The sequence below is a fragment of the Phenylobacterium sp. genome, from assembly GCF_036563385.1.
Taxonomy (GTDB): Bacteria; Pseudomonadota; Alphaproteobacteria; order Caulobacterales; family Caulobacteraceae; genus Phenylobacterium.
This window is the reverse complement of the sequence record NZ_DATCML010000017.1, coordinates 60,827-73,580: the sequence shown is the minus strand read 5'-3', so window position 1 is coordinate 73,580 and position 12,754 is coordinate 60,827. Positions and strand designations below refer to the sequence as shown.

Annotated in this window: 8 protein-coding genes and 1 pseudogene; 4 read left to right on the top strand and 5 right to left on the bottom strand. The window is 69.5% G+C overall.

Annotated features, from left to right (window positions below; translation table 11 throughout):
- Positions 1-21 precede the first annotated feature (21 nt).
- From VIL67_RS18915 to VIL67_RS18905, 3 genes and pseudogenes are all read right to left on the bottom strand, one after another.
- Positions 22-2,241: a TonB-dependent receptor gene (locus VIL67_RS18915; RefSeq protein ID WP_332050477.1), complete on the bottom strand. Its 2,220-nt coding sequence runs from the start codon at positions 2,239-2,241 to the stop codon at positions 22-24.
- A 175-nt stretch (positions 2,242-2,416) separates the two neighbouring features.
- Positions 2,417-3,664 carry a serine hydrolase domain-containing protein gene (locus VIL67_RS18910; protein WP_332050476.1) on the bottom strand — a complete coding sequence of 416 codons (1,248 nt, stop codon included), beginning with the start codon at positions 3,662-3,664 and terminating at the stop codon, positions 2,417-2,419.
- A 71-nt stretch (positions 3,665-3,735) separates the two neighbouring features.
- Positions 3,736-4,038: pseudogene (locus VIL67_RS18905) on the bottom strand (TetR/AcrR family transcriptional regulator); the annotation flags it as partial.
- 250 nt (positions 4,039-4,288) lie between these two features.
- Between VIL67_RS18905 and VIL67_RS18900 the strand changes: the two are divergent.
- From VIL67_RS18900 to VIL67_RS18890, 3 genes are all read left to right on the top strand, one after another.
- Entirely contained in the window at positions 4,289-5,791 is a 1,503-nt protein-coding gene (locus VIL67_RS18900) for a hypothetical protein (RefSeq protein ID WP_332050475.1), read from the top strand.
- Positions 5,792-6,703: 912 nt separating this feature from the next.
- Positions 6,704-7,390, top strand: coding sequence for a TetR/AcrR family transcriptional regulator (locus VIL67_RS18895; RefSeq protein WP_332050474.1), 687 nt, complete (start codon positions 6,704-6,706; stop codon positions 7,388-7,390).
- Positions 7,391-7,503: 113 nt separating this feature from the next.
- Positions 7,504-8,790 carry a DUF418 domain-containing protein gene (locus VIL67_RS18890; RefSeq protein ID WP_332050473.1) on the top strand — a complete coding sequence of 429 codons (1,287 nt, stop codon included), beginning with the start codon at positions 7,504-7,506 and terminating at the stop codon, positions 8,788-8,790.
- A gap of 3 nt (positions 8,791-8,793) precedes the next feature.
- Here VIL67_RS18890 and VIL67_RS18885 read toward each other — a convergent pair whose 3' ends face one another.
- A complete protein-coding gene (locus VIL67_RS18885) occupies positions 8,794-9,093 on the bottom strand; it encodes a PAS domain-containing protein (RefSeq protein WP_332050472.1) in 300 nt (99 codons plus the stop codon).
- 60 nt (positions 9,094-9,153) lie between these two features.
- Entirely contained in the window at positions 9,154-9,582 is a 429-nt protein-coding gene (locus VIL67_RS18880; RefSeq protein WP_332050471.1) for a DUF4112 domain-containing protein, read from the bottom strand.
- Positions 9,583-9,928: 346 nt separating this feature from the next.
- Here VIL67_RS18880 and VIL67_RS18875 point away from each other — a divergent pair, with 346 nt between their 5' ends.
- Positions 9,929-12,688, top strand: a complete 2,760-nt coding sequence (locus tag VIL67_RS18875) for a TonB-dependent receptor (protein ID WP_332050470.1) — start codon at positions 9,929-9,931, stop codon at positions 12,686-12,688.
- Positions 12,689-12,754 lie beyond the last annotated feature (66 nt).

The window sequence follows — 12,754 nt, the reverse complement described above, 5'->3', positions numbered from 1 at the left end:
GAGAGCCGGGCGTCTCTTGTCTTAGAACTTCGCTTCGAGCGACAGCATCACCGTACGCGGCGGACCGTAGTACGCCGTCACCGAGTTGCCGAACAGGGCGCCCGGGAAGTTGTAGCCGCCGACGCGGTATTCTTCTTCAGTCAGGTTCTTGCCGTGCAGGCCGACGCGGTACTTGTCGTTGGCCGAGGTCCACACGAGGCTGGCGTCCACCAGCCAGTAGCTGTCCTGGTCGAGGATCGAGGGGATCTCGAACATCGAGAAAGACGAGCGGTAGGAGGCGGTCGGGATGAAGCTGATCGAGCCGGCGTCGCCGAGATCACGAGTGTAGGTCAGCCCCACCGAGCCGGTCCATTCCGGCGTGTTCTGGAACACACGGCTGTCGGCGAAGTCGCGGGTCACCGGCGGGCTCACCGTCAGATCGAGCGCCCGGTACTCGTCGAACTCGGCCTTGATGTAGCCGAGCGCGAAGTTGGCGCTCAGGTAGTCGGTGATCGTCGCCACGCCTTCCAGTTCGACGCCGTACATGTGCGAGCGGCCAACGTTCAGCACCTGGCTGGCGATGGACGTGCCCACCGGCGTCTGGAGGGTGACCTGCTGGTCCTTGTAGCGGGCGTAGAAGACCGCGGAGTTCAGGGAGAGGCGCCGGTCGAAGAAGTAGCCCTTCAGCCCGCCTTCGTAGGACTCCACCTTCTCCGGATCATACCCGTTCACCGAGTTGGGCGTGAGGATGGCGTCGGCGCGCATGTCGAAGCCGCCCGACTTGAAGCCCTGGCTGTAGGAGACATAGCCGGTCATGTCCGGGTTGATGTCGTAGCTGACGCTCACCCGCGGCGTGAAGCGCTCGTACTTGTCCGAGCTGGTGAAGTTCGAACGCAGCAGGCCCGGCACGGCGAGGGTGTTGCCGAACAGCGGGCTGCGGATGCCCGTGAAGTTCTGGCGGTACACGCGGCCGGTCTTCTCGTCGCGGGTGTAGCGGCCGCCCACCGAGATCGACAGGGCGTCGGTCACATCGAAGCTGACGTCGGCGAAGGCCGAGTAGCTCTCGGTGTCCACATGGCCCGCGGTGGCGGTGGTGGTGTTCGCCTGGCCGAGCACGGTGTCGAAGGCGCCCGCCGCCGTGGCGTTGAGGTAGTAGAGGCCGAAGACGCCCTGGACACGGTCGCCGGTGTAGAGGAACTGCAGTTCCTGGGTGAACTGGTGATCGTTGTAGCGGGCGGGAATGTCGAGCAGGGTCGCGCGCTCGTTGTCAAAGTCGATCGTGCCTTCGGTCTCGCCGGCGCGGTAGGCGCTGATCGACTTCACCGTCAGCACGTCCGAGACGTCCCACTGCCCCATGAAGGAGACGCCGCGCGCCTCGACGAGGTTGTGGTCGCCCGAGCCCGCGCGCGTGTCATAGACGTCGTCCAGCACCGGGAACGCCGGCTGCGCGCCCGCCAGGGTGATCAGCGGCGTCTCGCGGTGGCCGTGGCGCGGGTTCGACCGGTCGGTGACGATGTCGCCGGACAGGCGGAAGAACAGGTCCTCGCTGGGCGTGAACTCGACGGTCGCGCGGGCGGCCGAGACGTCCTTGTTGTAGTGCTCGGCGCCGGTGCTCAGGTTCGTGCCGAAGCCGTCCCGGTTGAACTTGGCCCAGGTGAGGCCGATGCCGAGCTGGTCGGTCACCTTGGCCTTGGCCGAGGCGATCACGTCGCGCTGATCGTACGAGCCGAACTGCCCGCGCAGGCGCAGCTCCGGATCCCCTTCGATCTTGGCGGTGACGTACTTGATGGCCCCGCCGATGGTGTTGCGGCCATAGAGCGTGCCCTGCGGCCCGCGCAGAACTTCCATCCGCTCGATGTCGAAGATGTCGAGCACCGCGCCTTGCGGGCGGGCGACGTAGACGTCGTCGATGTAGAGGCCGACGCCCGGCTCGAAGCCCCACAGCGGGTCCTGCTGGCCGACGCCGCGGATGAAGGAGATCAGGGTCGAGTTCGAGCCGCGCGCCACCTGCACGGTGAGGTTCGGCGTGGTCTGCTGCAGCGTCGTGATGTCGACCGCGCCCGTCTGCTCCAGGCGCTCGGCGGTGACAGCGGTGACGGCGACCGGCACGTCCTTCAGGGACTCTTCACGCCGCCGCGCGGTGACCACCAGTTCCTCGACCACCGCCTGGTCGGCGTCGGCCGCCTGTTGGGCGAAGGCCAGGGTGGGAACGACGGACCAAGCCGCGCCCGCGAGGAGCGCCGCCTTCATGAGAGCTTTCATAAGATCCTCCCGGCGCCGCCGTCCGTCCCCGTTTGGCGAAAGGTCGGCGCAGAATTCATCGCAAAGCGAATTACGGCGCAATCTGCCGTAATTCGGGCGACCAGCGCCAGCCGCGGGAGGTGCGGCTGGCGCTGATTTTAATCAGGTGATGAAATTGCGCCACAGTGGCGCTTCGTCACGCCCTTCGGTCGGAGAGCGCTGCGTAGACGGCTTTCGGCGAAATCCCTCGCACGTCCGGCGTGCCGCCGCCCGGGACCGAGCCGCGGACGTTCTGGATCATGCCCACGAAGACGATGTCGTGGGTCGGATCGATCCAGAACCAGGTTCCGAACGCTCCGCCCCACCAGTAGCTGTCGAGGCCGTGCGGAAGGCCGCTCTCCGCCGGGCGTTTGTGCACGGCGAAGTCCATGCCGAAGCCGAGCCCCTCCTGGTTGGGGCCATAGAGGTCCACCTTCACGCCCGGCCGCAGCACGTCCTGGCGCATCAGGCGCACGGTCTCAGGCTTGAGGATCCTGGCGCCTTCCAGCGTTCCGCCGTTCAGCAGGGCCTGGCAGAAGCGGTAGTAGTCCTCGGCGGTCGAGTAGAGCCCGCCGCTGCCGGACAGGAAGCGGGGCTTGGTCGTCTGCACCGCCGCCTGGGTCGGGACAATCCGTCCGGCCGCGTCATAGGTGTGGACCTTCGACACCCGGGCGGCCTTCGCCGGCTCCACCCAGAACTGGGTGTCGACCATCCTCAGCGGCGTGAAGATGTGATCCTGGAAGTAGCGGTCCAGCGACTTGCCCGACAGCTTCTCGACCAAGTAGCCCTGGATGTTCACCACCGGGCCGTAGGCCCAATCTGTCCCGGGCTGACTGACCAGCGGCAGCTTGGCCAGCTTGTCGATCATCCCCTGCAGGTCGGTTTCGGCGAGGTTCTCCTTCTCGTAGACCGCACTGACGCCGAACCCGGCGGTGTGGCTCATCAGCTGGGCCATGGTCATCGGCTGGGCCTGCGCCACGAGCGTCCCGTCGGCCGCCTTCACCTTCAGCCCGGCGAACTCCGGGATGTGCCGGGCGACTGGATCGTCCAGGCGCCAGCGGCCCTGCTCGTAGAGCTGCATCATGGCCACGCCGGTGATCGGCTTGGTCATGGAGGCGATGCGGAAGATGCTGTCGTTGCGCGCCGGCGCCTTGGTGGCGACATCGAGCGCGCCGTAGGCGTCGAAGTTCACCACCTTGCCCTTGCGGGCCAGCAGCGTGACCACCCCGGCCAGCTTCTGCTGGTCCACCAGGGCGTGCATCTCGCGATTCAGCGCGGCGACGCCGGCCGGGTTGAAGCCGGCTGACTGCGGCGGCGCGACCTTCACCGCGCCTCGGGCGGGCCCGGCGAGCGCGAAGGCGGCGGCGCCGGCCAAGAGCGTGCGGCGCGAGGTGTGGATGGTCATGGTCTCCTCCCCTGGGTTCTTCTGGTTGGAGACAGTTTCGCGGTCGAAAGGCGAGTACGCCAGCCCCCTTCTCACGGCGAGGGTTTGCGGCGGACGACTTCCTGGATGCCCGCGGCGCAATAGGCGTAGAGCCGGGCGCGCACGGACTCCATGTCTGTGGAGCGGCAGAGGCCGTCGGACAGCTGGTCGATGCGACCCGTCTCCGACAGCGCCAGCATCATCGAGCCGGTGAGGAACTGATAGCACCAGTAAAGGTCGCGGATCTCGGCGTCCGGCAGGGCGGCCTTGAGCGTTTCCACCAGCTGGTGGACCACCGGGTCGAAGAACCGGTGCATGGTCTCCCCGCCCCAGGCCGGCGTGTTGTTCACCAGCGCCCCCGGATCGAACGGGAGACCTCCAGAGCCACAAACTGGAATTTCCCTCGGCGGAACAGGAACTTACCGACCCCTAACCGCCATTTTTCCACTCCCGGAGGTGCGTCACGGCGCCGGCAACGAAATTCACCCATCGTCCAGGACGACCGCGCGCGCCTCGCCAGGCGCGCCGCCATCCCCGCGGCGGCCGGCCGCGAGGGTGAAGCGCCCCCGCCTGCGTCTCCACCCGATGCGACACGAGGTGAAGGACATGGCGAGCGCCGAACCCTGCCAACCCGCGCACGAGCCCACGCCGCCGCGCCGCTCGGGCATGCGCCGCGCCGCCATCCTCGCCTTCTTCGGCCGCCACGGCCCGGCATGGCTGCCGCCCGCGGACGCCTGCGCGCTCTGCGCCTGGGCCGAGGCGCAGCTGGCCCGGGAACGGCCCCTGCCCGGCTCGCCCCGCCGCCTCCAGTGGCCGGTCATCGCCGTCGAGGCCGGCGTCGACCTGCAGACGCTGCGGATCGCCGCCCGGGGCCTGCGGCCCGGGTTCGCAGCCCTGCTGCGCGAGTTGGGCGCGGCCCCGCCCGTGCGGGCCTCCACCCCCCCGTCGCGCCGTCGCGCCGCGCCGGCGCAGCAGCGCCAGCGGTCCAGGCGCCCGCCGCCCGGCGGCTTCGCCGCGGCCCTGGACGCGGCCATGCGGCAGGCCGGAGAAACGGACGGCGCCCTCGCCGCCGCCCTTGGCCATGCGGAGCCCGTCGCCGCCGGCCGCATCGCCATGTGGCGGCGGGGAGCCGCCAGGCCGCGCACCGCCGCGGGCCTCGCCCGGGTGGCCGCCATCGAGCGGCGCTACGACCTGCCCGCCGGCGCGCTGAGCGAGCTGCTCGGACCAGCCGCGGCCGCCGAGGTCCCCCCGCCCACCCTGTATGACGACGCTGGACGGCGCCTGCCCGCCGGCTTCGCCGACCTGGCCCGGGAGCAACAGGCCGAGATCCTCGCCTGGGTGCGCAGCGTCTACCACGGCGCCTCGCGCGCCCGGGTCTACCAGAAGAGCGCCTCCGAGCACGCCTTCGCCCTGGTCTTCGACGACCGCAGCCGGGCCGTGGCCGGCCTGCGGGCCGCGCCCGACGCCCTGGCCGCCCAGGCCGCCCAGCTGGTCGCCTTCAAGACCGCCCGCTTCGCCCCGGCCGGACAGCTGCGCCACGGGATCTGGAGCCCCGCCACCGCCGGCCAGCAGCTCCACCACCTGGGCCTGCTGTTCGGCGCCCTGGCCGCGCCCGCTACCGGTCCCGCCCGCGGCCTCGGGGCGCCGCGCGACAGCCTCACCTTCGCCCTGCTCTGTGTCCCCGCCGTCTGGGACTGGTATATCGCCTGGCGCGAGGCGCGCCGCGGCTTCCTCAGCCCCTGGGAACACCGCATGGTGGGCGGCGCCGGCGCCCTGGCCCGTGCGGGCACGGGCTGGCTCGCCCAGCGCCCGGACCTGGCCCAGACCCTGAAGCCGATCCCGGGCCTGCTCGAGGCGGGCGAGGTCGCGCGCCTGCAGGCGGACTGGGCGGGCGCCTGCCGCGCATTCGAAGGATTCTCGCGTATGCGCGCCAAGGAGGTCGAGCGCCTCGCCCGGGTCAGCCGAACCCTTACGAGGCGATCCTGCCGGTGCTGCAGGCGCGCTCGCCGCTGGCGGAGTACCTCAAGATCGCCGCCGACGTCCTGGCCCGGGCGCCCGACCCGGCCCGCGACCCGCTCGGGGCGGCGCAGGCCCGGCAGGACTACCTGATGCTGCGCATCGGCCTGACGCTGGGCTTTCGCTCACGCAACCTGCGGGAACTGCTGTTCTGCCGCCCCCACGGCGCAGCGCGCAGCGCGGTGGAGCTCACCATCGCGCGCCGCGCGGAGCTGCGCTGGAACTCGGGCGAGGCGGCCTGGGAGGTCTTCGCCCCGGCCGCAGCCTTCAAGAACGCCCACTCCTCCTTCTTCCGGAACGGCCCCTTCCGGCGCGTCCTTCCCGACCGGGACGGGCTCTACGCCCACATCTGCGCCTGGCTCGGCGAGGACCGCGCCCTTGTGCTGGGGAGCGCCGAGGACTCCGGCGCCTTCTTCGTGCGGCGCGCGCGGGGCTGCGGGTCCGAGCACGATCGCGGCGCCTTCTACACCGCCTGGCGCCGCATCACAGGCCGCCACGGAGTGCGCAACCCGTTCACCGGATGCGGCGCCATCCCGGGCCTGCTGCCACACGGTCCCCACGCCCTGCGCGCCGTGCTCGCGACCGAGGTGCTGAAGGCGACCGGGTCGGCGCAGCATGCCGCCTGGGCCATCCAGGACACGCCCCGCACCGTGCTGGAGCACTACGGCCGCTTCGCGCCTGACGAGCGCGTGGCGGCGGTGGACCGGGTGCTGGACGGTCTCTGGGCCGCGCGGCTCGAGCCTGCCTTGCAGCCGCCAGCGCGCGAGCCGCTGCTCCTGGACCGGCTCGCCTCGCCCGCCCGGGATCGGCGGCGCTGAGGATGCAGCCCCCGCGTTCGATCCTGCCCTGCCGCCCGGCCCCAGCTCGACGTCAACCCTCGGCGCCGGCAGGCGGTCGCGGTCGCCTGGACGAAGAATCAGCTTGTCTTCGGTCGTCCGGCGGCCGACCACCACAGGAAGCGAACTGCCCAGCTCCGGGCGGCAGACGGTTCATGCGAGGGACCATTTGAACGCGAGTCCAACGTCGACGCCGCGTGGCCGGCGACCGAAGGGCCAGGGGCCCGACCTGCGCGAGGCGATCCTCGACGCCGCCGAAGCGCTCTTCTCCCGTCATGGCTTCTACGGGGTCACGGTGCGCCAGGTGGCGGCCGAGGCGGGCGTCGACACGGCGCTGATCCACTACTACTTCGGCGCCAAGCGCGAGCTGTTCGACAGCGTGTTCGCCCGCCGCGCCGAGATCCTCAACGCGGCGCGGCTCGACGCCATGAAAGCCTATGTGGCCAAGGCCGCCGGGGGACTGACCACCGAGGGCGTGATCGAGGCGTTCATCGGACCGCTGATCGATCTTTCGAGCACCAACGATGAAGGCTGGACCAACTACTTCCGGCTCGTCGCGCTCGTGAACAACACCCCGGCGTGGGGCGGTGAGACCATGCACCGCTTCTTCGATCCCGTGGTCCACCAGCTCGTCGAGACCCTGAAGGCGGCCCTTCCCGAAGCCGAGATCCGGGACCTCTACTGGTGTTACCAGTTCCTCACCGGCTCGATGATGCTGGCGCTCTCGGAGACCGGCCGCATCGACCAGCTGTCGGACGGCCTGTGCCGCTCCACGGACATGCAGGCCGTGCGCGCCCGGCTCTACGCCTATTGCGCCGCCGGCATCGAAGAGGTGGTGCGGCGAAAGCCGGCCTGAGGTCAACGCGACGCGGGCTCGCGCACGACGCCCTGCTCCGCCCATGGACCGGCGTTACGCAAGATTGACACGCCCCGCCTGGTGGTCATCCTCCGCGGCTTGGGGGAGACAGCATGAGCGGCATCGGGAACGCGCCCGCGGGCGAACGCCACCTGTCCATTGACGCGGTCCGCGGCTTTGCGGTGCTCGGCATCCTGCTGATGAACATCGTCGCCATGGGCCTGCCGTCCTTCGCCTACCTCCAGCCGACCTTCGCCGGCGGCTCTGAGGGCGCGGACCTGTGGACCTGGGCGGTCAACAACGTGCTCGTCGACGGCAAGATGCGCGCGCTGTTCACCTTCCTGTTCGGCGCAAGCGCGGTGCTGATCGCCGATCGAGCGGCGAGCGCCCGCGGCCTCTCGCCGGCTCAGACCCACTATCGCCGCATGTTCTGGCTGGCGGTGTTCGGCTTGCTGCACGCCGTGTTCTTCTGGTTCGGCGACATCCTGGTCACCTACGCCGTCGCCGGCCTGGTGATCTTCCCCTTCCGCAAGCTGTCGCCCCGCGCCCAGGTCACGCTCGGGGCAGCCATCCTTCTGGCCCTGCTGGCCAAGAACCTCTGGCAGGCCGAGCAGCTGGCGACGCTGCGCGCCGCGGCGAGCGCCCCTGGCGCCCCCGCCGCCCTCGTGGCCGCCTGGCAGGAGGCGCGCGGAGCCATCGCCCCGCCGCCGCAGGTTGCTGCGGCCGAGCTGGCGGGCTTCGGCGGCGGCTTCGTCGACGCCGTCCACGCGCGGCTCGAACTCCTGAAGATGTTCTACACCTACTTCCTGCCGCAGGACGCCATTCCCGAGGCGATCGGGCAGATGTTCATCGGCATGGCGCTCTTTCGCCTGGGCTTCTTCACCCTGCGCTGGACAAGCCGCGCCTACGCCGCGCTCGCCGCCTTCGGCTACCTCGTCTGCGCGCCCGTCACCGCCTGGCTCGCCTGGCTGATCTGGCGGAGCGGCTTCGAACCCCTGGTCTTGCATGAGCTCGAGGTCTGGCAGCAGACCACGCGTCCGTTCATCGCCCTCGCCCACGCCGCCGCCCTGCTTCTGCTGGTCCGTTCAGGCGCGACGGGGCCCCTGGTGGACCGCCTCGCCGCCGCCGGGCGCATGGCCTTCAGCAACTACCTCATGACCTCGATCATCACCGCGGCCCTGTTCGGCGGCTGGGGGTTCGGCCTGTTCGGCGAGCTGTCGCGCGCCCAGCTGCTGTTCGTGGTCGCCGGCGTCTGGGCTTTCATCCTGCTTTGGAGCCGGCCCTGGCTGGCTCGGTTCCGCTATGGCCCCTTCGAGTGGGCCTGGCGTTCGCTCGTGCAGTGGCGGCGCCAGGCGCTCCTGCGCGCCGAGCCCGGGCCGGCGGGGGCGCTCGCTGAGTAGGACTTAATCCGCCGGCGAGAAGGCCACCTGCAACCCGTCGGCCACCGGATAGATCTCCATGTCCAACGACCGGTTCAGCGGCCGCGACCACAGCCGCTCCTTCTGGGGCGTGAGTGACTTGAGCGCCCGCTGCAGGGCCAGGTGCACCTCGCCGCCCTCGGCTTGCGGATAGACCTCGAGGTAGGTCCGCCCGACCATCTCCTCCCGCGCCTTGCCGAGCACGCGCAGCATGGTGTCGTTGACCGACAGGAACCGCAGTTCGCGATCCACGGTGCAGTAAGCTGGTCTGTCGCTCAGCGGCACGACGGGTCCCCCATGGCGCCGCATAGCAGACGCCGCGCTGCCTGTCGTGGCCCGGCGGCCTCAGCTCCGGCGCGGGGTGACGTCGCGCATCGCGGAGGCGCTCCGGCCGCCAAGCCCCTCATGCAGCACCGGCCGACCATGGCGGCGTTCGATGTCGCGCTGCAGTTCGCGCGCGGCCATGCGATGGCCGCGAAAGAAGGTGTCGATGGCCCACCCCACGAGCGGTACTCCGGAGAAGGCGGTGTCGGCGGCAAGCCAGCCGGCCATCTTGCCGAGGGTGGCCTTCGAAGCGCCGCACTGCGAGGCTTCGTAAAGCAGCAGCCCGCCGGCTCCCAGGGAGTAGGCCGTGCCGACCCCCGGCACCCAGGCCAGCATCCCGTCCAGTCCGACGCCCCAAGGGCCCACCTTGAACATGCCGTCGGACAGCTTGCGGATCTTCTGGGCCGATCGCCAGGCCTGGTGGGCGCGTTCGCGGGAGGGGTCGGTCATGGCTCAGCAACGCACAGCGCGGTGACGAGTTCGCGCCGACTCGAAGGTGAGAATTGCAGCCGGCTCAGGACTTGCTCACAAAGAATACCGGGGCGCGGTTTAGCGCGCCCCGAGTTAACTTCTGGGGGTATGAAAACCAGATCTAGTTACAACATCGGTCCAAGGCCGCCGTCATTCAACCGATCCTAAGTTGTAAGATGTCGCGCAAGGTAACAGCACTCTACTTCCACTTCATGAACGGCGATAACCTGGGCGGCGATTGTTGACGGCGCCGCGGCATTGGCACAGCCTCGCAGACAAGCGCAGGGAATAGCGCTGTTCCAGAAGCTGCGGGGAGGCGGCTGACATGCAAAGACTGACCCTGATGGCGTCCAGCGCCCTGCTGGCCGCGACGATGGCCTCTGCCGCCCAGGCGCAGGCTCCCAATACCATCGAGGAACTGGTGGTCACGGCGGAGAAGCGGGAGCAGAGCCTGCAGGACGTGCCGGTGGCGGTCTCCGCCTTCACCTCCGAGAGCCGCGACATCCTCGGCATCACGAGCGTCCAGGACATCACCAACTTCACGCCCGGCCTGCAGTACTCCACCCAGACCGACCGTGTGAGCCTGCGAGGCGTCGGACGCACGAGCAATGTGCACGCCGCCGACGCCTCGGTGTCGGTCTACTCCGACGGCATCTACACCACCTCGACGGTGGAAGCGGGCAAGACCCCGCTGTTCCTGGAGCGAACCGAGGTGCTGCGGGGCCCACAGGCGACGCTTTACGGCCGCAACGCCGTGGCCGGGGCGATCAACCTGGTCTCCCGGCGACCCACGGAGGAATGGTATGCGGAGGCGCGCGCTCAATACCAGAACTACGACCACCACCTGCTGGAGTTCGCAGCCTCCGGTCCCACCAAGATCCCAGGCGTCTACTTCCGGGTCGCCGCCAACTGGGAGAAGCAGACCAAGGGCTGGATCGACAACATCGTGCCCGGCTTCCCCGACGAGGGGAACATCATCGACACCAACATCGTCGAGGGCCAGCTCCGCTTCGACTTCAACGACAACTTCGAAGGCTGGGCCAAGCTTACCTGGATCGAGTGGCGCAACGGCGCCGGCGGGCCGGGCGCGCGCGGCACCTGGACGCCGGCCCCTTACCCCACCTACGAGGCCGCCAACGCGGCCATCACCTTGAACCCCGGCTACGGCTGCTCAGGCAATGTCACCAATGTGGTGAACCCCTCGCCGCTGGGCTGCACCAATCCGGCTCTCAGCAACCCGCGCCAGATCGCCTCTACCGTTCCCTACGACGTCGACCTGAACGGCACCTTCATCTTCGCCAGCGAGTGGACCTACCACTTTCCGTCGTTCGACCTGCGTTACCTGGCAGGGGCCGTGAACTACAACTATGCGCTGAACGGGCCGACGCCCGTCGACCAGACCGCGCCCATCCTCGCCTACCGCCTGCCCTCGCTGATCCCGGGAGGAAACCTCACCGTGCGCCCTCGCTATGCCTTCAACTACCAGGAGCGCGAGGAGTGGATGAGCCATGAACTCACCCTGGTCTCCACCCACGAAGGGCCCCTCCAGTGGCTGGCCGGCCTCTACTACTGGGACGAACACTTCACCCAGCCCGTCTACACCTACCTCGTGGAGGAGCCGCGCGTGCAGGGCCCGTTCGGCGTGCCGGCCCTGCTCTGCGCCCAGCGCGCCGGGGTGTGCCCGCAGAACCCGGCGCAGCGGATCTTCGACACCAACCCGGAGTTCGACATCAGCTCCAAGGCCGCCTACGGCCAGCTGGACTGGGAGTTCGCCCCCGATCTCACCCTGACGGTGGGCGCCCGCTACTCCATCGACCGCAAGGAGGGCGTCGAGCGGGGCCGCCTCCTCTGCTACCTCGTGGCAGGCTGCTTCGCCGCCCCGGAGCTGAACGGCGCGGTGCCGGGCGGCATTCCGCCCGTAGACATCACAGAGAACCAATGGGGGCCGCGGCCGGTGCTGCCGCCAGGCGTGTCCGGTCCCACCACCTTCGACCGGGCGACGGGCTTCGCCATACGCCGGCTCGCCGACACCTGGAAGGAGGCGACGGGCAATGTCGGCCTCAAGTGGGAACCCGACGAGAACACCAACGCCTACGCCCGCTACAGCCACGGCTACAAGCCGGGCGGCTTCCGGGTGGGGATCGACGTGGGCTTCTCGCCCAACCCCCGGACAGAAAAGGAGACGGTCGACGCCTTCGAGGTGGGCATGAAGCGCACCTTCGGCGGCCGGCTGCAGGCCAACCTCGCCGCCTTCTACTATGACTACAAGAACGCGCAGATCCCGCTCGGCGTGATCAACACGTCAGGCGCCGTCGCCGTCTCGGAGGCAATCCTCTACAACGTGCCCAAGGCCACGTCGAAAGGCGTGGAGCTGGAGACGGTCTGGCAGCCCTTCCAGGGCCTGCAGATCCTGTTCAACTACGCCTACCTGGACGCCGAGATCACCGAAGGCGCCGCGGTAGATCCGGCAGATCCGGCCGCCCTGAACGCCCGGAGCCGTCCGATCACCGACCGCGCTGCGTGCCGGGCGGCCGTTTACGGGGACGCCGCCACCACCTGCGCGGCCGACGTCTACACCAGCCCCCGCCCCGTGGTGAACGCGGCCGGCCAGACCACACAGACGTCAGGCAATCCTGACCCGAACGGGGGCTTCCAGCGCGCCCAGGACCTCGACGGGAATTCCCTGCCCAACGCCCCCCGGCACAAGGTAGCGGTAAACGCGAACTACACCTGGGACCTGCCACGCGGCGGCGCCCTGATCGGCTCGGTAAGCTACATCTGGCGCGACGCGCAGTACGGCTCGATCTTCAACCGCGACTACTATCGCTCTCCGTCTTGGGACCAGGTTGACGCGCGGATCACCTGGCAGGCGCCCGGGGACAAGATCACCGTGATCGGCTTCGTGCGGAACCTCTTCGACGAGCTGGGCTACGAGGGCGGCGCCGGCGCGAGCCGGCGGGCGGGCAGCATCTACACGCCGCCGGCCGGCGCCCCGATCCGCAATGTGGTGCAGGGCGTGGCGAGCACCTATCCACTGACCCCGCCGCGGACCTACGGCATCGAACTGCAGTACCGCTTCTTCTGATCCAGCAGGAGGCGCCTCCTGGCCCTGAGGGGCGAAAGGGCCACTGCAGGCGTCACCAGGAGACCA